The 22,699-nt window shown below is 38.1% G+C and carries 35 protein-coding genes; 34 read left to right on the top strand and 1 reads right to left on the bottom strand.

Annotation, left to right across the window (positions count from 1 at the left end):
- Nucleotides 1–16: 16 nt before the first annotated feature.
- Nucleotides 17–3,139 carry a SusC/RagA family TonB-linked outer membrane protein gene (locus Q1K34_RS02730; RefSeq protein WP_300434129.1) on the bottom strand — a complete coding sequence of 1,041 codons (3,123 nt, stop codon included), beginning with the start codon at nt 3,137–3,139 and terminating at the stop codon, nt 17–19.
- Nucleotides 3,140–3,454: 315 nt separating this feature from the next.
- On the opposite strand from Q1K34_RS02730, the gene rpsL reads away from it, so the two are divergent.
- The 34 genes from rpsL (at nt 3,455) to carA (ending at nt 22,566) form a co-directional block, all read left to right on the top strand.
- Entirely contained in the window at nt 3,455–3,829 is a 375-nt protein-coding gene (gene rpsL, locus Q1K34_RS02725) for a 30S ribosomal protein S12 (RefSeq protein ID WP_010230128.1), read from the top strand.
- Nucleotides 3,830–3,852: 23 nt separating this feature from the next.
- Entirely contained in the window at nt 3,853–4,329 is a 477-nt protein-coding gene (rpsG, locus tag Q1K34_RS02720) for a 30S ribosomal protein S7 (protein WP_108172297.1), read from the top strand.
- Nucleotides 4,330–4,335: 6 nt separating this feature from the next.
- A complete protein-coding gene (gene fusA / locus Q1K34_RS02715) occupies nt 4,336–6,447 on the top strand; it encodes an elongation factor G (protein WP_300434126.1) in 2,112 nt (703 codons plus the stop codon).
- A gap of 10 nt (nt 6,448–6,457) precedes the next feature.
- The gene (gene rpsJ, locus Q1K34_RS02710) at nt 6,458–6,763 is read left to right on the top strand and encodes a 30S ribosomal protein S10 (protein ID WP_010519396.1); all 306 of its coding nucleotides are present in this window, start codon (nt 6,458–6,460) and stop codon (nt 6,761–6,763) included.
- Nucleotides 6,764–6,907: 144 nt separating this feature from the next.
- Nucleotides 6,908–7,519, top strand: a complete 612-nt coding sequence (gene rplC / locus Q1K34_RS02705; RefSeq protein ID WP_300434123.1) for a 50S ribosomal protein L3 — start codon at nt 6,908–6,910, stop codon at nt 7,517–7,519.
- Nucleotides 7,519–8,145, top strand: a complete 627-nt coding sequence (gene rplD / locus Q1K34_RS02700; protein WP_300434121.1) for a 50S ribosomal protein L4 — start codon at nt 7,519–7,521, stop codon at nt 8,143–8,145. Before rplC ends, rplD begins: the two co-directional genes overlap by 1 nt.
- Before the next feature lie 9 nt (nt 8,146–8,154).
- On the top strand, nt 8,155–8,445 hold the full coding sequence (gene rplW, locus Q1K34_RS02695) for a 50S ribosomal protein L23 (protein ID WP_300434119.1): 291 nt from the start codon (nt 8,155–8,157) through the stop codon (nt 8,443–8,445).
- Between the two features lie 9 nt (nt 8,446–8,454).
- The gene (gene rplB, locus Q1K34_RS02690) at nt 8,455–9,294 is read left to right on the top strand and encodes a 50S ribosomal protein L2 (protein ID WP_300434117.1); all 840 of its coding nucleotides are present in this window, start codon (nt 8,455–8,457) and stop codon (nt 9,292–9,294) included.
- 3 nt (nt 9,295–9,297) lie between these two features.
- Entirely contained in the window at nt 9,298–9,576 is a 279-nt protein-coding gene (gene rpsS, locus Q1K34_RS02685) for a 30S ribosomal protein S19 (protein ID WP_011710692.1), read from the top strand.
- 8 nt (nt 9,577–9,584) lie between these two features.
- A complete protein-coding gene (gene rplV / locus Q1K34_RS02680; RefSeq protein WP_300434116.1) occupies nt 9,585–9,992 on the top strand; it encodes a 50S ribosomal protein L22 in 408 nt (135 codons plus the stop codon).
- 8 nt (nt 9,993–10,000) lie between these two features.
- Nucleotides 10,001–10,720, top strand: a complete 720-nt coding sequence (gene rpsC / locus Q1K34_RS02675) for a 30S ribosomal protein S3 (RefSeq protein WP_011710690.1) — start codon at nt 10,001–10,003, stop codon at nt 10,718–10,720.
- Between the two features lie 20 nt (nt 10,721–10,740).
- Nucleotides 10,741–11,160: a 50S ribosomal protein L16 gene (gene rplP / locus Q1K34_RS02670; RefSeq protein WP_108172303.1), complete on the top strand. Its 420-nt coding sequence runs from the start codon at nt 10,741–10,743 to the stop codon at nt 11,158–11,160.
- 10 nt (nt 11,161–11,170) lie between these two features.
- Nucleotides 11,171–11,362, top strand: coding sequence for a 50S ribosomal protein L29 (gene rpmC / locus Q1K34_RS02665; protein ID WP_011710688.1), 192 nt, complete (start codon nt 11,171–11,173; stop codon nt 11,360–11,362).
- 18 nt (nt 11,363–11,380) lie between these two features.
- Nucleotides 11,381–11,638 carry a 30S ribosomal protein S17 gene (rpsQ, locus tag Q1K34_RS02660; protein WP_011710687.1) on the top strand — a complete coding sequence of 86 codons (258 nt, stop codon included), beginning with the start codon at nt 11,381–11,383 and terminating at the stop codon, nt 11,636–11,638.
- Between the two features lie 3 nt (nt 11,639–11,641).
- The gene (rplN, locus tag Q1K34_RS02655) at nt 11,642–12,010 is read left to right on the top strand and encodes a 50S ribosomal protein L14 (protein ID WP_026933550.1); all 369 of its coding nucleotides are present in this window, start codon (nt 11,642–11,644) and stop codon (nt 12,008–12,010) included.
- Nucleotides 12,011–12,022: 12 nt separating this feature from the next.
- A complete protein-coding gene (gene rplX / locus Q1K34_RS02650; protein ID WP_026933551.1) occupies nt 12,023–12,334 on the top strand; it encodes a 50S ribosomal protein L24 in 312 nt (103 codons plus the stop codon).
- Nucleotides 12,335–12,336: 2 nt separating this feature from the next.
- Entirely contained in the window at nt 12,337–12,888 is a 552-nt protein-coding gene (gene rplE, locus Q1K34_RS02645) for a 50S ribosomal protein L5 (protein ID WP_143410988.1), read from the top strand.
- Nucleotides 12,889–12,890: 2 nt separating this feature from the next.
- The gene (gene rpsN / locus Q1K34_RS02640) at nt 12,891–13,160 is read left to right on the top strand and encodes a 30S ribosomal protein S14 (RefSeq protein WP_026933553.1); all 270 of its coding nucleotides are present in this window, start codon (nt 12,891–12,893) and stop codon (nt 13,158–13,160) included.
- 57 nt (nt 13,161–13,217) lie between these two features.
- The gene (rpsH, locus tag Q1K34_RS02635; protein ID WP_143410986.1) at nt 13,218–13,616 is read left to right on the top strand and encodes a 30S ribosomal protein S8; all 399 of its coding nucleotides are present in this window, start codon (nt 13,218–13,220) and stop codon (nt 13,614–13,616) included.
- Between the two features lie 19 nt (nt 13,617–13,635).
- Nucleotides 13,636–14,178, top strand: a complete 543-nt coding sequence (gene rplF, locus Q1K34_RS02630) for a 50S ribosomal protein L6 (protein ID WP_300434115.1) — start codon at nt 13,636–13,638, stop codon at nt 14,176–14,178.
- A gap of 12 nt (nt 14,179–14,190) precedes the next feature.
- Nucleotides 14,191–14,547: a 50S ribosomal protein L18 gene (rplR, locus tag Q1K34_RS02625; protein WP_300434114.1), complete on the top strand. Its 357-nt coding sequence runs from the start codon at nt 14,191–14,193 to the stop codon at nt 14,545–14,547.
- 5 nt (nt 14,548–14,552) lie between these two features.
- Nucleotides 14,553–15,077, top strand: a complete 525-nt coding sequence (gene rpsE, locus Q1K34_RS02620) for a 30S ribosomal protein S5 (protein ID WP_011710679.1) — start codon at nt 14,553–14,555, stop codon at nt 15,075–15,077.
- 13 nt (nt 15,078–15,090) lie between these two features.
- The gene (rpmD, locus tag Q1K34_RS02615; RefSeq protein ID WP_026933557.1) at nt 15,091–15,273 is read left to right on the top strand and encodes a 50S ribosomal protein L30; all 183 of its coding nucleotides are present in this window, start codon (nt 15,091–15,093) and stop codon (nt 15,271–15,273) included.
- A 9-nt stretch (nt 15,274–15,282) separates the two neighbouring features.
- Nucleotides 15,283–15,735: a 50S ribosomal protein L15 gene (rplO, locus tag Q1K34_RS02610; RefSeq protein ID WP_011710677.1), complete on the top strand. Its 453-nt coding sequence runs from the start codon at nt 15,283–15,285 to the stop codon at nt 15,733–15,735.
- An 11-nt stretch (nt 15,736–15,746) separates the two neighbouring features.
- Complete coding sequence (gene secY, locus Q1K34_RS02605) at nt 15,747–17,084, top strand: preprotein translocase subunit SecY (protein ID WP_300434113.1); 1,338 nt, start codon at nt 15,747–15,749, stop codon at nt 17,082–17,084.
- 3 nt (nt 17,085–17,087) lie between these two features.
- A complete protein-coding gene (infA, locus tag Q1K34_RS02600) occupies nt 17,088–17,303 on the top strand; it encodes a translation initiation factor IF-1 (protein WP_072553873.1) in 216 nt (71 codons plus the stop codon).
- A 115-nt stretch (nt 17,304–17,418) separates the two neighbouring features.
- Complete coding sequence (gene ykgO, locus Q1K34_RS02595) at nt 17,419–17,535, top strand: type B 50S ribosomal protein L36 (protein ID WP_010519235.1); 117 nt, start codon at nt 17,419–17,421, stop codon at nt 17,533–17,535.
- Nucleotides 17,536–17,537: 2 nt separating this feature from the next.
- Nucleotides 17,538–17,912, top strand: a complete 375-nt coding sequence (gene rpsM / locus Q1K34_RS02590; protein WP_300434112.1) for a 30S ribosomal protein S13 — start codon at nt 17,538–17,540, stop codon at nt 17,910–17,912.
- A gap of 8 nt (nt 17,913–17,920) precedes the next feature.
- Complete coding sequence (rpsK, locus tag Q1K34_RS02585) at nt 17,921–18,322, top strand: 30S ribosomal protein S11 (protein ID WP_300434111.1); 402 nt, start codon at nt 17,921–17,923, stop codon at nt 18,320–18,322.
- 83 nt (nt 18,323–18,405) lie between these two features.
- Nucleotides 18,406–19,011 carry a 30S ribosomal protein S4 gene (gene rpsD, locus Q1K34_RS02580; RefSeq protein WP_026933562.1) on the top strand — a complete coding sequence of 202 codons (606 nt, stop codon included), beginning with the start codon at nt 18,406–18,408 and terminating at the stop codon, nt 19,009–19,011.
- A gap of 22 nt (nt 19,012–19,033) precedes the next feature.
- Nucleotides 19,034–20,026, top strand: coding sequence for a DNA-directed RNA polymerase subunit alpha (locus Q1K34_RS02575; protein ID WP_089666519.1), 993 nt, complete (start codon nt 19,034–19,036; stop codon nt 20,024–20,026).
- 96 nt (nt 20,027–20,122) lie between these two features.
- Nucleotides 20,123–20,668: a 50S ribosomal protein L17 gene (rplQ, locus tag Q1K34_RS02570; protein WP_300434110.1), complete on the top strand. Its 546-nt coding sequence runs from the start codon at nt 20,123–20,125 to the stop codon at nt 20,666–20,668.
- 87 nt (nt 20,669–20,755) lie between these two features.
- The gene (locus tag Q1K34_RS02565) at nt 20,756–21,451 is read left to right on the top strand and encodes a hypothetical protein (protein ID WP_300434109.1); all 696 of its coding nucleotides are present in this window, start codon (nt 20,756–20,758) and stop codon (nt 21,449–21,451) included.
- Between the two features lie 2 nt (nt 21,452–21,453).
- The gene (gene carA, locus Q1K34_RS02560) at nt 21,454–22,566 is read left to right on the top strand and encodes a glutamine-hydrolyzing carbamoyl-phosphate synthase small subunit (RefSeq protein ID WP_300434108.1); all 1,113 of its coding nucleotides are present in this window, start codon (nt 21,454–21,456) and stop codon (nt 22,564–22,566) included.
- The last annotated feature ends 133 nt before the right edge of the window (nt 22,567–22,699 follow it).

The raw sequence follows: 22,699 nt of genomic DNA, 5'->3' as shown, positions 1-22,699 counted from the left end.
TATAATTTTTTTATTATTAGAAGGATAGGTTTAGGCCTAGCGAAATTATTCTTGCTGGAGAGAAATCATCTCCAGGCGCTGTTCCCGCTAAATTGTATTGCGGATCTAATCCTTTTCTTTCACTGTTAATATATAAATTTTCGCCTGTGATCGAAATTCTAAGATCATCCAAACCAAGAGCTTCTGTTGTGTTATCATCAAAATTGTATCCTAAATTAACGTTTTTTAGTGACCAGAAGGAAGCATCGGTTATAAATCTGTCTGATTGCGTACGAACTAAATTAGGATTACCATTTTCCAGTCTTGGTACATCTGTGATGTCGCCGGGTTGTCTCCACGCATTCAGAATGTCAGGATGAAGAGAGCTACCGTAAGAGCCACTGTGCATTAAACCAGCGTAAGCATTGTCAAGAACACTACCGCCAATACCATAAGTAATCAGGAAATCTAAATTAAATCCTTTATATCTGAAGCTATTTGCTACAGAGCCGAGAAGATCTGGAATGGAAGAATCTCCCGTATAAGCTCTTTCAGTTTCCTGCCAGTTGTTAGTAGTCTGAATGCTGCCGTCGGCATTTCTAACAGGTACGCTTTCTCCATTTTCATCCTGCTCGTATACAAAGAATAATTGGTCACCATTCTCTGGATCTACTCCAGCTGTTCTTAATAGGAAGAAGTCAAATCTTGACCTTCCTTCAGCCCATCTTTTGGATCCGTTAATGAATGGATCAGGTAAAGAGGTGATTTCATTTTTAAATGTGGAAGCCTGTAACGTTAGGTCCCAGAAAAAGTCATTCCTGTTCATCAAGTGACCGGTTACAGCAAATTCCCAGCCCGAATTGTACATATCTCCAAGATTAACAGGTACTTCATTTAGACCGTTACTTAGGGCAATTGGTAAATTGTAAAGAAGGTCGCTTGAATTTTTCTTGTAATATTCAATTGAACCATCTAAGAAGTTATTGAATAATCCAAATTCAAGCGCAATATCAAAGCTTTCAATTGTTTCCCATTGTAAGTTTGTATTTCCAATATCTGTAAATAATATTGCGGGTCTTGCGGCATTTGAAGTAATGGAAAATCTAGCCTGAGATAAATAGCTATCTAAAAGATCATCATTACCTACTTCTCCGTAAGAAGCTCTCAGCTTGAATTTATCGATAAAAGAAACTTCATTCATAAAGTTTTCCTGATCTATTCTCCAGGATCCGCCCACAGAATAAAAAGTTCCCCATCGTTTATCAGCATTAAAGACAGATGATCCATCACGTCTTACTGAACCACTTAAGTAGTATTTATTATCAAAATTATAATTAGCTCTAAAGAAATAACCTTCAATAGCCTTATCGAAAGTGGCGCCATCTAAATCTACAATGTTCGAGAAGTTTGCAAATTCAAAGATTCCATTCGCTGCCTGAACGGTAGCTAAACCTGAAAGATTTGAAAAAGATCTTTCAAAACTTTCATGCCCGGCTGTAAAGTCTAGGTTGTGGTTGCCGAAGCTGTTTGAATAAGTAAGGAGCTGATTGAAGTTTTCTACTTCTCTTCGAGCACGATCCTCACTAAGTCTTCCGTCTGGCTGGGCATCCCCGATAATAGCATTTTCATATTCTCTTTCAAAAAGTTCATTGATATCTCTACCGTAGTTCATTCTGAAATTTAGACCTTCAAACACTTCAAGCTCTCCAAAAAATCTAAAGCCATAGGTGTTATCTCTATCTCTTTCATTATTTAATAGTAATTCCTGAAGTGCGTGACGACCCTGGTTAATTGGGCGTGATCCAATATTAAATTCAGAGAAGCCTTCACCGTTGTCAAAAACCGGATTACCAAAATCATCTGTCACAATATTTCCTTGTAAATCATTTACGAATACTGGATAAATAGAACCAATACCCTGAGCGAAACTAAAAGGATTTACAATACTTCCTGTTCCTGCAGAACTAGGTCCAACTGCTTCAGAAATGGTAATATTTGCGCTACCTCCAATTGTGATTTTGTCACTTACATCAAATTCCCCATTTAATCTTGCAGTCAAACGATCAAAACCAGATGTGACTACATAGCTCTCTTCGTCTAAATATGATGCAGAGAAAAATACGGTGTGATCTTCACCACCGGCAGAAACATTCATATTATAATTTGTTCTCAATCCCGTTTGCTGAAGTTCATCAAACCAATCTAAGCTCTGGTAAATAACCTCTGCATTTGGGTTTAATTGACCGTTAACGCCTACAATTTCATCATTAGGAACATTAAAAGGGTTATATCCTAATTGATTGTAAATATTGGCACTGGCAAATTCAGGATCACCGTTACCTGCACTGGAATTTTTAAGAGCTTCCCACATTACTTCATAATACTCTCCTGGCGAAACCTGGTCGTATCGTGGAATACCATTACTAACTAAGCCAGATTGAGCTGAAACACTCATTTTAATTTCCCCTTTAGATCCTGATTTTGTTGTAATGATCACAACACCATTAGCAGCTCTTGAACCGTATAAAGAAGTTGATGCTGCATCTTTAAGGATTGTAAAAGAAGCAATATCTTCCTGGTTAATGGAACTTAAACTCCCTTCAAATTGCATCCCGTCTACTATATATAAAGGATCAGTGTCTCCGTTTAACGTTCCTACACCTCGTATTACTATTCCCGGTGATTCACCTGGTCCAGTCGGTGAGGTGAATTGAACACCCGTTGCTTTACCTTCTATTGCTGCAATAGGTGAAGTAACATTTCGCGAAGCGAGCTCTTCAGAGCCAATAACGCTGGCAGAACCTGTAAAAGCTTCGAGGCTGGAGGTTCCGTAAGCCACTACCACAACTTCATCCAGGGATGCAGCATCGGTAGTCATGGTTACATCTACAATATTCACAGAGCCAACAGTATATTCCTGAGACTCCATTCCTAAGAATGAAAAGACAAGAATATCTCCTTCTGCAGCTTCAATAGAGTAATTACCATCAAAGTCGGTTTGTGTTCCGGTAGATGTACCTTTTTTAAGCACATTTACACCGGGCAGAGGAAGACCGTCTTCGCCTGATACCGTTCCGGTGATAGTTTTTTGTTGGGCAAAACTAATTTGCACAACCAACGCCAATATAAGCGTTAAAATACTACGTAATTTAACTTTCATTTTAACATAATTTGAATTAATCTCGTCAAAAATGCTAATTAAAAGTTAATAAAACAAGATAAACCGATGTCATTTTAACATTTGTAGTAAAAAGGGAACAAGTGGTTGTTGAGTGGTGGTAAGGTTCTGCTTATAAATTTCTTTTTGAAATGAATGTTAAGTCTCAATTTTATTATTTATTATAAATGAAGGCTTTTAAAGAATTCTAAATTAAATAAATGGGATATTATTTGAATTATCTTTTTTTATTTCTACCTTTGCAGACCCTAAAAAAACAGGGAGTAAATTTTATTAATAATTAGTGTATAGGAAATTATGCCAACAATTTCACAATTAGTACGAAAAGGAAGAGCCAAAATAACCAAGAAGAGTAAATCGGCTGCTTTGGATTCGTGCCCTCAAAGGAGAGGTGTTTGTACACGTGTGTACACAACAACTCCTAAGAAACCAAACTCGGCTATGAGAAAAGTTGCCAGGGTAAGGTTGACTAACGGAAAAGAGGTGAATGCCTACATTCCGGGAGAAGGACACAATCTACAAGAGCACTCGATAGTATTGGTTAGAGGTGGAAGGGTAAAAGATTTGCCTGGTGTTAGATATCACATTGTACGTGGTGCGCTAGATACTGCCGGTGTTGAAGGTAGAACTCAGCGTAGATCTAAATACGGAGCTAAACGCCCTAAGAAGTAATTAAAAACTTTTAATGTAAAGAAATGAGAAAAAGACAGGCGAAAAAACGACCTCTTTTACCAGATCCAAAATTTAATGATCAGCTTGTTACACGTTTTGTGAACATGATGATGTGGGATGGTAAGAAATCGGTTGCCTTTAAAATTTTCTATGATGCTATTGCAATTGTAGAAGAAAAGAAACAAGACGAAGAGAAATCTGGATTAGAAATATGGAAAGATGCTCTTTCTAACGTAATGCCTCACGTAGAAGTGAGGAGTAGACGTGTTGGAGGTGCAACTTTTCAAATCCCAATGCAGATAAGACCAGACCGTAAGGTGTCTACTGCTATGAAGTGGTTAATTAGCTTCGCGCGTAAGAGAAATGAGAAATCTATGGCTGCTAAATTGGCCGCTGAAGTTCTTGCTGCTGCGAAAGAAGAAGGAGCTGCTGTTAAGAAAAGAGTAGATACTCATAAGATGGCTGAAGCTAACAAAGCATTCTCTCACTTTAGATTCTAAAACAACATGGCACAAAGAGATTTAAAATTTACTAGAAATATCGGAATTGCAGCTCATATTGATGCGGGTAAAACTACAACTACTGAGCGTATCCTTTATTATACAGGTATAAGTCATAAAATTGGTGAAGTTCATGATGGTGCTGCCACTATGGACTGGATGGAGCAAGAGCAGGAACGTGGTATTACGATTACTTCTGCAGCTACACACTGTAAGTGGATGTACCGCGATCAGGAATTTACAGTTAATATTATAGACACTCCAGGTCACGTTGATTTTACCGTAGAGGTAGAGCGCTCATTACGTGTGCTTGATGGTGTGGTGGCATTGTTTTCTGCAGTAGACGGGGTAGAGCCTCAGTCTGAAACTGTTTGGAGACAGGCTGATAAATATAGGGTTCCACGTTTAGGGTTCGTTAACAAAATGGACCGTCAGGGGGCAGATTTCTTTAATGTATGTCGCCAGGTAAAAGAAATGCTTGGTGGTAATCCGGTGCCTCTTCAGGTGCCAATCGGTGATGAAATCGACTTTAAAGGTGTGGTTGATCTTATTTCTAAGAAAGCGATTATCTGGAATGACGAAGATCATGGGATGACCTATGATACTATTGATATTCCTGCTGAATTAGAAGCTGATGTAAACAAATATAGAGCAGAGCTTGTAGAAGCTGTTGCGGAATATGATGAGGCATTGATGGAGAAATTCTTCGAGGACGAAAGTTCTATTACTGAAGATGAGATCATCGCTGCTTTAAGAGCTGCAACCATAGATATGTCTATCATCCCTATGATGTGTGGTTCTGCATTTAAAAATAAAGGTGTTCAGGCGATGCTAGACGCTGTGATGCGTTACCTTCCATCTCCAGTAGATGTTGAGGCTATCGTTGGAACTAACCCTGAAACTGGTGAAGAAGAAAGCCGTAAGCCAAATGTGGATTCTCCATTTGCTGCGCTTGCGTTTAAAATTGCTACCGATCCTTTCGTAGGTCGTTTGGCATTCTTCCGTGCTTATTCAGGTACTCTTGATGCTGGTTCTTACGTTTTAAACGTTCGTTCTGGTAAAAAAGAGCGTATCTCAAGGATTTACCAAATGCATTCTAATAAGCAAGAGCCTATTGATAGCATTGAAGCTGGAGATATTGGAGCTGCTGTAGGTTTTAAAGACATTAAGACTGGAGATACTCTTACAGATCTTAAGAGTCCAATCGTATTAGAATCTATGTCTTTCCCTGCACCGGTAATCGGTATTGCAGTAGAGCCGAAAACTAAGGCAGATGTTGAGAAAATGGGAATGGCTCTTGGTAAGTTAGCTGAAGAAGATCCTACTTTTACGGTTAAAACTGATGAGAACTCAGGTCAGACTATTATTTCTGGTATGGGTGAGCTTCACCTTGAGATCATTATTGATCGTATGAAGCGTGAGTTTAAAGTTGAAGTGAATGTTGGTGAGCCTCAGGTAGAGTACAAGGAAACTATTACAAGAAATGCAGATCATAGAGAAGTTTATAAGAAACAGTCTGGTGGTCGTGGTAAGTTTGCTGATATTATCTTTGAAATGGGGCCTGTAGATGAAGACTTTGAAGGAACTGGTCTTCAGTTTATAGACTCTATAAAAGGTGGACGTATTCCTAAGGAATTTGTTCCATCTGTAGAGAAAGGTTTCAAAGAAGCTATGAAGAATGGTCCTCTTGCAGGATTTACAATGGACAGCTTAAAGGTTGAATTAAAGGATGGATCTTTCCACCCTGTGGATTCAGATCAGCTTTCTTTTGAATTGGCTGCTAAAATGGGATATAAAGATGCTGCTAAAAAAGCAGGAGCTGTTATCCTTGAGCCAATCATGAAGGTAGAAGTTGTTACTCCGGAAGAAAATATGGGTGATATCGTTGGTGACCTTAATAGAAGAAGAGGTCAGGTAAACAATATGTCAGACAGATCTGGAGCGAAAGTAATCAAAGCTGAAGTGCCACTTTCTGAAATGTTCGGTTATGTAACTACATTAAGAACACTTTCATCTGGTAGAGCAACTTCAACTATGGAATTCTCTCATTACGCTGAAACTCCTTCTAATATTTCTGAAGAAGTGATCAAAGCAGCTAAAGGAGCAGCAAACGAATAATCTTAAGGAAATGAGTCAAAAAATCAGAATAAAACTAAAATCTTACGATCATAACCTGGTAGACAAGTCTGCTGAAAAAATCGTAAAAACCGTAAAGACTACGGGAGCTGTTGTTACCGGTCCAATTCCGTTACCAACAAACAAAAAAATCTTTACTGTTCTTCGTTCACCTCACGTGAACAAGAAATCCAGAGAGCAGTTCGAGTTAAGCTCTTATAAGAGATTGCTTGATATCTATAGCTCTTCTTCAAAAACGATCGATGCGTTGATGAAGCTTGAATTGCCAAGTGGGGTAGAAGTAGAGATCAAGGTGTGATAAAACAGTTCCACGTACTTCGGTACGCGGTTACATGTCCGGCGCGTTTCGCAAAGGAAAAACGGTGAAAAATACAATTCAGGGCTGAATGTGTTTTTCAGCCCTTAGTTTTTAAATAAGTAAACAATTAATAATTAATTAAATATGTCTGGGTTAATAGGAAAAAAGATCGGCATGACCAGCATCTTCGACGAGAATGGGAAAAATATCCCATGTACCGTGATACAGGCTGGACCATGCGTGGTTACCCAAGTCAGAACCAAAGAGGTTGACGGGTATGAAGCACTTCAACTTGGTTTCGATGACAAAAAGACTGTAAGTAAAGCTGCTGAAGGGCATGCTAAAAAAGCAGGAACCGTTGCAAAACGTAAAGTCGTTGAATTCCAGGGTTATAATGAAGATTACAAATTAGGTGACTCTGTTACCGTGGAGCATTTCAAGGAAGGTGAATTTGTGGATATCGCAGGTACATCTAAAGGTAAAGGTTTCCAGGGTGTTGTTAAGAGACACGGGTTTGGAGGAGTTGGACAGGCCACTCACGGTCAGCACAACAGATTAAGAGCTCCTGGTTCTATTGGTGCAGCGTCTTATCCTGCGAGAGTTTTCAAAGGAATGAAGATGGCCGGTAGAATGGGTGGCGAGAGAGTTAAAGTTGAAAACCTGAGAGTTTTAAAGGTAGTAGCAGACAAGAATCTTTTAGTAGTAAAAGGATGTGTGCCAGGATCTAAAAACTCATACGTAATCATTAGTAAGTAATGGAAATAGCAGTTTTAGATATAAAAGGAAAAGAAACAGGCAGAAAAGCAAAGCTTTCTGATGCTGTTTTCGCTATAGAGCCTAATGACCATGCTGTTTATCTAGATGTTAAACAATACTTGGCTAACCAGCGTCAGGGAACTCATAAAGCTAAAGAAAGAGCAGAAATTGCGGGTTCTACTCGTAAGATCAAAAAACAAAAAGGTACTGGTACTGCAAGAGCAGGTAGTATCAAGTCTCCCATCTTTAAAGGTGGTGGACGTGTTTTTGGGCCAAGACCAAGAAATTACGGTTTTAAATTAAACAAAAACCTTAAGCGTCTTGCAAGAAAATCTGCGCTTTCTATCAAAGCAAATGATAAGGCAATTATGGTAGTGGAAGATTTTTCATTTGATACTCCAAAGACCAAAAACTTCATCGAAGTTCTTAAGGCTCTGGGTGTTGAAAGTAAGAAATCTCTAATAGTGTTGGGTGACTCAAATAAAAATGTATATTTGTCGTCGCGCAATTTAAAAACCTCTGAAGTGATAAGTAGTTCAGAATTAAGTACTTATAAAATACTTAATGCGAAAAACATTGTCTTTTTAGAAGGTTCTTTAGAAGGAATTGAGTCGAAATTAAGTTAATAAACCGTTATGAGCATCTTGATAAAACCTGTTATTACAGAAAAAGCTACCGCAGATAGCGAGATGAACAATCGCTTCACTTTTGTGGTAAGTAACAAGGCAAATAAGATTCAGATCAAAGACGCGATCGAATCTGCTTATGGCGTGTCTGTTACTAAAGTTCGAACTATGAATGTCCGTCCAGATCGTAATACCAAATTCACAAAATCTGGTATGATCACTGGTAAAACTAATGCTTATAAAAAAGCAGTAGTACAGGTGGCGGAAGGTGAAACTATTGATTTATATAGTAATCTTTAAGATTAAAGAATGTCAGTTAGAAAATTAAAACCAATTACACCTGGTCAGCGTTTTAGAGTAGTTAATGGGTATGACGCCATTACTACTGATAAGCCGGAGAAAAGCCTATTGGCGCCGATAAAAAAATCAGGTGGTAGAAACAGTCAGGGTAAGATGACCATGCGCTACAAAGGTGGTGGTCATAAAAAACGTTACCGAATTATCGATTTTAAACGTGACAAGCAGGGAATTCCTGCAACTGTCGCTAGTATAGAATACGATCCAAACAGAACGGCCTTTATCGCATTATTGAATTATCAGGATGGTGAGAAAAGGTATATTATTGCTCAAAACGGGCTTCAGGTAGGGCAGAATGTTACTTCTAGTAATGATGCTGGAACTCCTGAAATTGGGAATGCAATGCCGTTGGCAAACATTCCTCTTGGTACTGTTATTTCCTGTATAGAGCTTAGACCTGGACAGGGTGCTGTAATGGCACGTAGTGCTGGTGCTTTTGCTCAATTATTGGCAAGGGAAGGGAAGTATGCTACTATTAAATTGCCTTCAGGTGAGATTCGTAGGGTTCTTGCTTTGTGTATGGCAACAATAGGAGCTGTTTCTAACAGTGATCATCAGTTAATGGTCGGTGGTAAAGCCGGTAGAAGCAGATGGTTGGGTATACGTCCAAGAACAAGACCAGTAGCGATGAACCCTGTAGATCACCCAATGGGTGGTGGTGAAGGTAGAGCTTCAGGTGGTCACCCACGTTCTAGAAAAGGTCTTCCTGCTAAAGGATTCAAGACCCGCTCAAGAACAAAAGCGAGTAATAGATATATTGTAGAACGTAGAAAGACTAGAAAGAAAAAATAAGATATGGCACGTTCATTAAAAAAAGGACCTTTCGTTCATTACAAACTGGAACAAAAAGTGGCTCAAAATGTTGAGTCAGGAAAGAAAGCCGTGATCAAAACCTGGTCTAGAGCTTCTATGATTACTCCAGATTTCGTAGGACAAACCATCGCAGTACATAACGGAAAACAATTTGTTCCTGTATATGTAACTGAAAATATGGTAGGTCATAAACTAGGAGAATTTTCACCAACACGTTCCTTCAGAGGACACGCTGGTGCAAAAAATAAAGGTAGAAAATAATTGAAGCTATGGGAGTTCGTAAAAGAGAAAGAGCAGAGCAAATAAAAGAAGCCAAGAAACAGGTAGCTTTTGCAAAGTTAAATAACTGCCCTACTTCGCCTAGAAAAATGCGTCTTATGGCGGATTTAGTAAGAGGTGAAAAAGTAGAAAAAGCGCTTCATATTCTAAAATTCAGTAAGAAGGAATCTTCTATTAGACTGGAGAAGTTATTGCTTTCAGCAATTGCTAACTGGCAGGCTAAAAATGAAGATGCAAATCTTGAAGAAGCTGAATTATTTGTGAAAGAGATTCGTGTAGACGGAGGAAGTATGTTAAAAAGACTTCGTCCAGCTCCACAGGGTCGTGCACACCGAATTAGAAAAAGATCCAACCACGTTACATTAGTGCTTGGAGCAAACAATAATACACAAAGCTAAGAGATAGTATGGGACAAAAAACAAATCCAATCGGGAATCGCCTTGGTATCATCAGAGGTTGGGAATCCAACTGGTACGGAGGTAATGACTACGGCGATAAGTTAGCCGAAGACGATAAGATTAGAAAGTATATCCATGCTCGTCTTTCAAAAGCGAGTGTATCGCGTGTAATCATCGAGCGCACGCTTAAGCTTGTAACCGTTACTATCACCACTGCAAGACCTGGTATCATTATCGGGAAAGGCGGTCAGGAGGTAGACAAGCTTAAGGAAGAGCTTAAAAAGATTACCGACAAGGAAGTTCAAATCAACATCTTTGAGATTAAGAGGCCAGAACTTGATGCTCACCTGGTGGGTGCAAGTGTTGCCAGACAAATTGAGAATCGTATCTCTTACCGTCGTGCAATTAAAATGGCTATCGCGGCTGCAATGAGGATGAACGCTGAAGGAATCAAAATTGAGATCTCCGGACGTCTAAACGGTGCTGAGATGGCACGTTCAGAATCATACAAGGATGGTAGAATTCCATTGTCTACTTTTAGGGCTGATATTGACTATGCTTTAGTTGAAGCACATACTACCTATGGTAGATTGGGTGTTAAAGTATGGATCATGAAAGGTGAGGTATACGGAAAAAGAGAGCTTTCGCCTCTTGTGGGTCTTGCAAAGAACCAGGGTAAAAAATCCGGTGCCGGACGAGGTGGAAATAAATCACGTCGTAGAAAGTAATTTTTTAAAGGAAAGAAAAAATGTTACAACCTAAAAGAACAAAATACCGTAAGCAACAAAAAGGCCGAATGAAGGGCTTGTCTCAAAGAGGACATAGACTTTCTAACGGTACTTTTGGAATCAAATCTATGGATTCCAGCTTTGTTACTGCACGTCAAATAGAAGCAGCGCGTATCGCCGCTACCCGTTATATGAAGAGAGAAGGTTCTATCTGGATCAAAATTTTCCCAGACAAGCCTATTACAAAGAAACCTCTTGAAGTACGTATGGGTAAAGGTAAAGGTGCCGTAGAATATTGGGCAGCTGTAGTAAAGCCGGGAAGAATCATGTTTGAAATTGGTGGTGTACCAATGGCAACGGCTAAAGAGGCATTGCGTCTTGCAGCACAGAAACTTCCTGTAAGAACAAAATTTGTTGTAGCTAGAGATTATCAAGAATAATATTGGAATTATGAAACAATCAGAAGTAAAAGAATTGTCTGTTGCAGAATTGCAAGAAGAGCTTGGTAAATCTCGAAAAGCTTATTCAGATTTAAAAATGGCTCATGCTGTTTCGCCTTTAGAAAATCCAATACAGTTAAGAACTGTAAGAAGAGATGTGGCGAGACTAGCTACAGAGTTAACTAAAAGAGAACAACAATAATTGTTATTCTGCTGAAAGATGGAAAAAAGAAACTTAAGAAAAGAGCGTGTAGGAGTTGTTACAAGTAACAAAATGCAGAAATCCATTGTGGTTTCTGAAGTGAAAAAAGTAAAACATCCTATGTATGGAAAATTCGTTTTGAAAACGAAAAAATACGTAGCACACGACGAAAATAACGACTGCAACGAAGGTGATACTGTAAAGATCATGGAAACACGACCTTTAAGTAAATCCAAGACTTGGAGACTAGTAGAAATAATTGAAAGAGCTAAATAAACCATGGTACAACAAGAGTCCAGACTAAAAGTAGCAGATAATACCGGAGCTAAAGAAGTTTTAGCTATCCGTGTATTAGGAGGTACAAAGAAAAGATACGCATCTGTTGGAGACAAAATAGTTGTCAGTGTAAAAGAAGCTACACCTAACGGAAATATCAAGAAGGGTGCAGTTTCAACAGCAGTTGTTGTTCGTACCAGGAAAGAAGTTCGTAGACCAGACGGATCTTACATTCGTTTTGATGATAACGCTTGTGTGTTGTTAGGTCCTCAGGGAGAAATGCGCGGAACCCGTGTATTTGGACCTGTAGCCCGTGAACTTCGTGATAAGCAATTCATGAAAATTGTATCATTGGCACCAGAGGTGCTTTAATACATTAAGAAAATGACAAAGCTTAAAATAAAATCAGGAGATACCGTTCGTGTAATTGCCGGAGACCATAAAGGTCAGGAAGGTAAAGTGCAGAAGGTACTTATTGAAAAGAATAAAGCCATTGTGGAAGGGGTTAATATGATCTCTAAGCATGAGAAGCCAAGTGCTTCTAATCCACAAGGTGGAATTAAGGAGAAAGAAGCTCCTATCCATATTTCTAATCTTTCACTAATCGATAAGAATGGTGAAACCACAAGGGTTGGTTATAGAGAAGAAGATGGTAAGAAGGTGAGATTTTCCAAAAAATCTAATGAAGTAATTTAGTTATGGCATACGTACCAAGACTTAGACAGGAATATAACGAGAGAGTGAAAAATGCTCTTAAGGAAGAATTCAGCTACTCCAATATTATGGAGGTGCCAAAACTTACAAAAATAGTAATTAGCCGTGGAGTTGGTGGAGCAGTGGCAGATAAGAAACTTATCGATCATGCTGTAGACGAACTTACCGCTATTAGTGGTCAAAAGGCTGTTTCTACTATTTCAAAGAAGGATGTTGCATCGTTTAAACTTCGTAAAGGAATGCCAATTGGTGCTAAAGTTACTTTACGTGGATATAGAATGTATGAATTCTTAGACAGACTAATCACTAGTGCATTACCACGTGTACGTGATTTCAACGGTATCAAATCTAATGGATTTGATGGTAGAGGTAATTATAACTTGGGGATCACTGAGCAGATCATTTTTCCTGAGATCGATATTGATGCAGTAAACAGAATTGCTGGTATGGATATCACTTTTGTTACGACTGCTGAAACCGATAAGGAAGCAAAAGCATTGTTAACTGAATTAGGATTACCTTTTAAAAAGAACTAATTATGGCTAAAGAATCAATGAAAGCCCGTGAGGTAAAAAGACAGAAATTGGTAAAGAAGTATGCTGAAAAAAGAGCCGCTTTAAAAGAAGCTGGTGATTGGGAAGGCCTTCAGAAATTACCAAAGAACTCTTCTCCGGTTCGTTTACATAACAGATGTAAATTAACAGGTAGACCTAAAGGCTATATGAGACAATTTGGTCTTTCTCGTGTAATGTTTAGAGAAATGGCTAATCAGGGTCTTATCCCAGGAGTTAAGAAAGCAAGCTGGTAAATTATAAATTGGATGAAGGTTCGAACTAATGAAAACCACATCCGCAAATAAATATAAATGAATACAGATCCTATTGCAGATTACTTAACAAGAATCAGGAATGCAAATGCTGCAAACCACAGAGTAGTGGAAATTCCTGCATCCAATGTTAAAAAAGAGATCACAAAGATATTATTCGATCAAGGATATATTCTTAGTTACAAATTTGAAGATACTACCGCTCAGGGAACTATCAAAATCGCTCTTAAGTATGATAAACTTACTAAAGAGCCGGTAATTAAGAAAATTCAAAGAATAAGTAAACCTGGTTTGCGTAAATACGCTGGCTCAACTGAAATTCCAAGAATCCTTAATGGTCTTGGTATCGCTATTGTTTCTACGTCTCACGGAGTGATGACAGGAAAGCAGGCAAAAGCAAATAAAGTTGGTGGCGAGGTATTGTGCTACGTATACTAATACTTAAAAGACTAAAGAAATGTCAAGAATAGGTAAAAACCCAGTTACAATCCCAGAAGGTGTGACAGTAGATCACAAAGATGGAGTTGTAACGGTAAAAGGAAAATTGGGAGAGCTTAAACAGGAAGTTAAAGATATCGATGTAAAAATCGAAGATAACGTAATTACCTTTGAGCGATCTTCAGAAAAAAGTGATCAGAAAGCAAAACATGGTCTTTACCGTGCTTTGATTAACAATATGATTGAAGGGGTTACAAACGGATATACCAAATCACTAGAATTAGTGGGTGTAGGTTACCGTGCTAGCAACCAGGGGAACAAGTTAGATCTTGCTGTTGGTTATTCCCATAATATTGTACTAGATTTGGCTCCCGAAGTGAAGGTGGAGACTATATCAGAAAAAGGTAAGAATCCTATCGTGAAGCTTACTTCTCATGACAAACAACTTGTAGGACAGGTTGCAGCAAAGATCCGTTCATTCAGAGCGCCAGAACCTTACAAAGGAAAAGGTATCAAGTTTGTAGGAGAGCAATTGAGAAGAAAAGCAGGTAAATCAGCTTAATAAAGTTTAGTTATGGCATTATCAAAATTAGATAGAAGAAATAAAATTAGAAAACGTATCCGTAAGGATATCGTTGGAACAACAAGCCGTCCTAGATTATCTGTTTTTAGAAGCAATAGAGAAATTTATGCTCAGATTATAGACGACGTGGAAGGCAAGACCTTAGCATCGGCTTCTTCAAGAGATAAGGATATCGCTTCTGCTTCTGCAGATAGAAAAGAGCAGGCTGTAATGGTAGGAAAAGCTATTGCAGAAAAGGCGAAAAAAGCCGGAATAGATACTATTTCTTTCGATAGAGGAGGATATTTATATCACGGTAGAGTTAAATCATTAGCAGAGGGTGCTCGCGAAGGCGGACTAAAATTCTAGAAAATATGTATCAAGATTATAAAAACGTAGAACATGTAAAACCAGGAGGTCTTGAATTAAAAGATCGTTTGGTTGGAGTACAACGTGTTACTAAGGTTACAAAAGGTGGTAGAGCATTTGGATTTTCTGCTATTGTTGTAGTTGGAGATGAAAATGGTGTTGTAGGACAGGGACTGGGTAAATCCAAGGAAGTTGCAGACGCTATTTCTAAGGCAGTAGAAGACGCTAAGAAAAATCTGGTACGCATTCCTTTACATAAAGGAACTTTACCTCACGAACAAAAAGGTAAGTACGGAGGAGCAAGAGTAATGTTGCTTCCAGCTGCTGCCGGTACCGGTATTATTGCCGGTGGTGCGATTCGTGCGGTATTGGAATCTGTAGGAGTGCATGATGTACTTTCTAAGAACCAGGGATCTTCGAACCCTCACAATGTTGTAAAAGCTACTTTTGATGCCTTACTGCAATTAAGAAGTGCTGAAACTGTTGCGAAACAGAGAGGTGTTTCATTGGAAAAGGTTTTTAAAGGATAAATCAAGGAATAAGATGGGAAAGATAAAAGTCACAAAAGTAAAAAGTGCCATCAACCGCACGAAGAATCAAAAGCTTGTTCTTGAGTCATTAGGACTAAAGAAGATCGGGCAGACGGTTGAGCATGACGATACGCCAAACATCCTTGGTATGGTAAATAAAGTTAAACACTTAGTTTCTGTTGAAGAAACAAAATAATAATCTCTCATGGATTTAAGTAACTTAAAACCTGCAGAAGGTTCAGTTAGAAAAAATAGCAAGCGTATTGGTCGTGGTGAAGGATCTGGTAAAGGCGGAACCGCTACCAGAGGTCACAAAGGAGCCAAATCACGTTCTGGTTATTCTAAAAAGATTGGTTTTGAAGGTGGGCAAATGCCACTTCAAAGACGTGTTCCTAAATTTGGATTCACTAACAGAAACCGTAAAGTGTACCAGGGGATCAACCTTGATACTCTTCAGAATCTGGTAGACGAAGGAAGAATTAAGGATACAGTTGATATGGACGTGCTGGTTGAAAACGGTCTTGCCGGAAGAAACGAGCTTGTTAAGATATTAGGTAGAGGTGAATTAAAGGCAAAGTTGAAAATATCTGTTCATAAATTTACGGCCTCAGCGAAAGAAGCTATTGAAGCTGCCGGAGGTGAAGTTGTTACTTTATAATAGATAATCAAATGAAATTCATCAATACGATTAAAAATATTTGGAAAATCGAGGAGCTAAAAAATAGAATTTTAGTTACCCTCGGTTTGCTTTTGGTATATCGTTTCGGTGCACAGGTAGTGCTTCCGGGAATTGATGCCGCACAGCTTTCAAATCTTGCAAACCAAACAGATAGTGGTTTATTAGGTTTGCTTAATGCTTTTACAGGTGGGGCGTTTTCTAATGCCTCTGTTTTTGCATTGGGTATTATGCCTTACATTTCTGCTTCGATTGTGGTTCAGCTGATGGGAATTGCGATTCCTTATCTGCAAAAACTACAGAAAGAAGGAGAGAGTGGACGTAAGAAGATCAATCAAATCACACGTTGGTTAACGATAGCGATTACCCTGGTACAGGGCCCTGGTTATATTTATAATCTTTTTGCTACACTTCCATCAGAAGCGTTTATGTTGGGTGATAATATCACATTTGTGGTGTCATCTGTAATTATCCTTACTACAGGTACCATATTTGCGATGTGGCTCGGTGAAAAGATTACAGATAAAGGTATTGGTAACGGTATTTCATTATTGATTATGGTTGGTATTATTGCCACTTTACCACAAGCCTTTATTCAGGAATTCGCTTCAAGAGTATTTGAATCGAATGGTGGTCTGGTGATGATATTAATTGAATTAGTTATTTGGTTTGCTATTATCATGGCTTCAGTGATGCTGGTTATGGCAGTGCGCCAAATTCCGGTTCAGTATGCCAGAAGATCTGCCTCAGGTGGATATGAAAAGAATGTTTTCGGATCTAGACAATATATTCCATTAAAATTAAATGCTTCTGGAGTAATGCCTATCATTTTCGCCCAAGCGATTATGTTTATTCCTGTAGCTGTTGCAGGTCTTTCAGACTCAGACACAGCCCAGGGTGTTACGGCAGCCTTTCAGAATATTTTCGGATTTTGGTATAATCTTGTGTTCGCTTTATTGATTATTATATTTACATATTTCTATACTGCGATCACAGTTCCAACAAATAAAATGGCTGATGATCTTAAGAGAAGTGGTGGTTTTATTCCTGGGATTCGTCCCGGAAGTGAGACTTCTGAATATCTAGATCGTATTATGTCCCAAATAACCCTGCCGGGATCTATATTCCTGGCGCTTATTGCAGTGTTCCCTGCAATAGTAGTTCAACTGTTGGGTGTACAACAGAACTGGGCGTTATTCTTTGGGGGTACCTCGCTTTTAATTATGGTTGGAGTTGCAATAGATACTATGCAACAGGTAAATTCTTATCTGCTGAATAGGCACTATGACGGATTAATGAAAACAGGTAAAAACAGAAAAGCAGTAGCTTAAATTATGGCAAAACAACCACCAATTGAACAGGACGGAACTATTATTGAAGCATTGTCTAATGCGATGTTTCGTGTAGAATTGGAGAATGGTCACGTAGTGACTGCCCACATCTCCGGGAAAATGCGTATGCATTACATAAAATTGCTTCCTGGTGATAAGGTAAAACTGGAAATGAGTCCTTACGATTTAACGAAGGCTCGAATAACTTACAGATACTAAAAAGTAATTTTCAGCCTTTTATAAATTTTTTATACTTTTGCACTCTGAAAAATTTATGACGGCTAAAATTTCACTGAATGAGTAAAACTCTGCCAGTGAATAAAAAAGAGATAAGATGAAAGTAAGAGCATCAATAAAAAAGAGAAGTGCCGACTGCAAGATAGTACGCAGAAAAGGGCGCCTTTACGTAATTAACAAAAAGAATCCTAGATTTAAACAAAGACAAGGCTAATTATGGCAAGAATTGCAGGGGTAGATATACCTAAACAAAAGCGAGGGGTTATAGCATTGACCTATATCTTCGGAATTGGCAAAAGCAGGGCTCAGGAGATACTTGCACAGGCTAAAGTAGACGAGAGTAAGAAAGTTTCAGATTGGGACGATGACGAGATTGGTAAGATCCGTGAAGCTGTTGGTCAATTTACAATCGAAGGAGAATTACGTACTGAGGTTCAATTGAGCATTAAGCGTCTTATGGACATTGGTTGCTATAGAGGAATTCGCCACAGGGCTGGACTTCCTTTAAGAGGCCAAAGAACTAAGAACAATTCAAGAACCAGAAAAGGTAGAAGAAAAACAGTTGCCAACAAGAAGAAAGCAACTAAATAGTAAGTAGTATGGCAAAGAAAGCAAATCCAAAAGCTAAAACTCAGAAAAAACGTAAAGTAATCGTTGAATCTAACGGTGAAGCACACGTAACTGCCTCTTTCAACAACATCATTATTTCCCTTACCAATAAAAAGGGAGATGTGGTAGCATGGTCGTCTGCAGGTAAGATGGGCTTTAGAGGATCTAAAAAGAATACTCCTTATGCTGCGCAGCTAGCGGCTGAAGATGCGTCGAAAGTAGCACATGAAGCTGGAATGCGTAAAGTAAAGGTGTATGTAAAAGGTCCAGGAAACGGTAGGGAATCTGCAATTAGATCTATCCATAACAATGGGATAGAAGTGACAGAGATCATTGATATCACTCCGCTTCCACACAATGGTTGTCGTCCACCTAAAAGACGTAGAGTTTAATAAATTTAATTAATAGGAGAGGAATTAGATTATCGAAGGACTAATGCCTTAATTCATAATCCCTTTCTAAAACAACTATAGTAATGGCAAGATATACAGGTCCAAAAACTAAAATAGCCCGTAAATTCGGTGAAGCTATTTTTGGAGACGACAAATCTTTCGAAAAAAGAAATTATCCTCCAGGACAGCACGGTAATAACCGTCGTCGTGGAAAAAAATCTGAATACGCTATCCAGTTAATGGAGAAGCAAAAAGCCAAGTATACCTATGGTATTCTTGAGCGTCAATTCCGCAACATGTTTGAAAAAGCGACTCGTGCACAGGGAATTACCGGTGAGGTACTTCTTCAACTTTGCGAGTCTCGTTTAGATAATGTAGTGTACCGTATGGGAGTTGCTCCATCAAGAAGAGCTGCCCGTCAATTAGTTGGTCACCGTCATATCACTGTTAACGGAGAATTGGTAAACATCCCTTCTTACCACCTAAAGGCTGGTGATGTTGTTGGTGTTAGAGAAAAATCTAAATCACTTGCTGTGGTTCAGGAATCATTATCAAATAACAGCAGTGTTTACGAATGGATTTCATGGAATTCAGAAAAGAAAGAAGGAACTTTCGTATCTGTTCCTGGAAGAGTTCAGATTCCTGAAAACATTAACGAGCAATTTATAGTCGAATTATATTCGAAATAATAATTCACACAGAAGTCGAAATATGGCAATACTAAATTTTCAGAAGCCCGATAAAGTTATAATGATTGATTCAACAGATTTCGAAGGGAAATTTGAATTTCGCCCTTTGGAGCCTGGTTATGGATTAACTGTTGGTAACGCTTTAAGACGAGTGCTTTTATCTTCTTTGGAAGGTTTCGCGATCACTTCAGTAAGAATTGAAGGGGTAGATCACGAATTCTCTACCATCGCAGGTGTAGTGGAAGACGTAACTGAAATTATTCTTAACCTTAAGCAAGTAAGGTTTAAAAGGCAAATCGATGAGATCGATAACGAATCGGTTACCATTTCAGTTTCAGGAGAAGAGCAGTTAACTGCCGGTCACTTCCAGAAATTCATTTCAGGATTCCAGGTTCTTAACCCAGATCAGGTAATTTGCCACATGGATAAGAAAGTAAGCCTGAACATGGAGGTTACTATCGAAAAGGGTAGAGGTTATGTTCCGGCTGAAGAAAACAAGAAAGCCAATGCTCCTTTAGGGACCATTTTTGTAGATTCTATTTACACTCCTATAAAGAATGTAAAATATAGCATCGAGAACTTTCGTGTAGAACAGAAGACTGACTATGAAAAACTGGTGTTTGAAATCATCAGTGACGGTTCTATTCATCCAAAAGATGCTTTAACTGAAGCAGCGAAGACTCTTATTCACCATTTCATGTTATTCTCTGATGAGAGAATTACCTTGGAGGCTGATGAGATCGCTCAAACTGAAACTTATGATGAAGAGTCCCTTCACATGAGACAACTTCTTAAAACGAAGTTGGTAGATCTGGATCTTTCAGTAAGAGCTTTAAACTGTCTTAAGGCTGCAGAAGTTGATACGCTTGGAGACCTTGTTTCTTACAATAAGAACGATCTTATGAAATTCAGAAACTTCGGTAAAAAATCACTTACTGAATTGGAAGAGCTTGTTAGCAACAAAGGTTTAAACTTTGGAATGGACCTTTCTAAATATAAACTTGATAAAGACTAGTTGTTTTTATAACATCAGTCCAAATCTATAATATAATAACCATCATATTTTGCTCCCCATAAAGGGTCGCAGCAAGATGATGAAACAAAAAATGTCATGAGACACGGAAAAAAAATAAATCACTTAGGTAGAAAAACTGCACATCGTAAGGCAATGCTTGCGAATATGGCATGTTCCCTAATTGAGCACAAACGAATCAATACTACTGTAGCTAAGGCAAAAGCCTTAAAGGTATTTGTTGAGCCGTTAGTAACAAAGTCTAAAGAAGATACTACTCATAACAGACGTATCGTGTTTAGTAAACTTCGAAGCAAAGAAGCGGTAAGCGAACTTTTTCGTGAAGTAGCTCCTAAAGTAGGAGACCGTCCGGGAGGATATACCAGAGTTATTAAACTTGGTAGTCGTCTTGGAGATGCTGCAGAAATGGCGCTAGTAGAATTAGTAGACTTCAATGAAACTTACAATGTAGGTGAGAAGACTAAGAAGAAGAAATCTACTCGTCGTGCTGGTAAGAAGAAGACTGAAGATACAGCTTCAACAGCACAACCAAAAGAGGCTTCTGTTGAAGAGACTAAAAAAGAAACGCCTAAAGCTGAAGAGCCAAAGGCTGAAGAAAAAAAGGATGATAAAAAAGAAGAGTAGAAATGATTCTTTTTATAACCTAAATTTTAAAAGGATAAGCTTTAATAGTTTATCCTTTTTTTTATACATTAATTAAAAATATATGTTATGAAAAATATTTTAATATTTGTTTTGTATTTGATTCCGGTCATTCCTGTATTAGCTCAGGAGAAACCAGAAACAAATGCAATTGACGTTAACTCCTATTTGGCTAACTCATCTTTAGGGCAGACTCCAACTATTCAGTCCTTTAATAAAAACATAGATGGCACCTTTTATTTATTTGAAGATTGGGATAATTATGCTATTCTTTATACAAACAGGAAGGCGGTAAAATTAAGATCATTTAATTATAATCTTAAAAAGGAACTTCTTGAAATAAGACTTTCCAAAGATTCCGTATTTTCTATAAATTCTTCTACAATCGATAGTTTGTCTATAAATAATCGATTATTTAAACCTATTAAAATACCTGGGTCTAAGGCTGTTTTTTCGGAAATCATTTTTGAGCAGGGGGATGTAATCCTGGTTAAAAATTATCAAACGAAAATTAAGGAAGCTGAGCTTAACCTTATCACTGGCAGATATGATTTTCCTGATAAAATAGAAAAGGAATTAAATTATTATAGCTCTCTAGGCAATTATGGGAATTTAAAACAAATTAATTTAAGAAAAAGAGAGATTCTAAACTTCTTTGATTCAAAAAGTGATTTTATCAGGCATTTTGTGAAGAAAAATGATTTGTCCTATAAGAAGGAATTAGACATTAAGAAAATTTTTCAATATTATACCACTATAAAATAACTATGAAATATCAGGCTAAAAGAAAAGCAATTATTTTATTAGAAGACGGCACAATCTTCTATGGCAAATCAGTTGGAAATAAAGAAGGAAATGCTTCTGGAGAGGTTTGTTTTAATACCGGAATGACCGGTTACCAGGAAATATTTACAGATCCTTCCTACTTCGGACAGTTAATGGTGACTACCAATGCACATATTGGTAATTATGGTACCAATGAAAATGAAAATGAATCGGATGGTGCTAAGATCGCAGGTTTAATCTGTAAAAATTTTAGTTATACAGAATCTAGACCTGCAGCTGACAAAACACTAGAGGATTTTCTGGATAAGAATAACATTTTTGCCATATCTGATGTGGATACCAGGGCTCTGGTAACCTATATTCGTGAAAATGGAGCAATGAATGCTATTATTTCTACAGATGTCTCTAATATTGAGGGTCTAAAAAAGCAGTTAGCGGAAGTACCGGATATGAATGGATTGGAACTTGCTTCAAAAGTTTCAACCAAAGAAGCGTACTATTTCGGAAATGAGAATGCTACTTATAAGATCGCTGCTTTAGATGTTGGAATTAAAACCAATATTCTTAGAAACCTTTCTGAGAGGGATGCTTATATCAAGGTTTTTCCCTACGACGCTACTTATGAAGATATGAAAGCATGGAATCCTGACGGCTACTTTCTTTCGAATGGGCCTGGGGACCCACAGCCTTTAGAAAGTGCGATAAATGTAACTAAAACCATCATTGAAAAGGATCATCCTTTATTCGGGATTTGTTTAGGACATCAGATTATTGCCTTAGCAAACGGTATTAAAACTTATAAAATGCACCATGGACATAGGGGTATAAACCACCCTGTGAAGAATATGGTGACAGGTAAAGGCGAAATTACTTCTCAAAACCATGGTTTCTCTGTAGATATTGAAGAAACGCAGGCTCATCAAGATGTTGAAGTGACTCACGTTTGTCTTAACGACGGAACTGTTGGAGGGCTAGCCATGAAGAATAAGAATGTATTTTCAGTGCAGTATCACCCGGAAGCAAGTCCCGGACCGCATGATGCCAGCTATTTATTTGATGAATTTATAGACAGGATTAAGTCGGTAAAAGCTTAGTCTTATAATATTAATTTTTGAAAGAGGCTGTCTAGAAAGTCAAAAAAAAAAACGTCCTTCTGAATTTATTTTAGGATTTAAACTAATTGAAAATCAATATCAATTAGTAGCTGAATCAAGTTCAGCTGGACGA

The organism is Christiangramia sp. (genome assembly GCF_029937855.1).
Lineage (GTDB): Bacteria > Bacteroidota > Bacteroidia > Flavobacteriales > Flavobacteriaceae > Christiangramia.
This window is presented reverse-complemented; position numbering and strand designations above follow the sequence as displayed.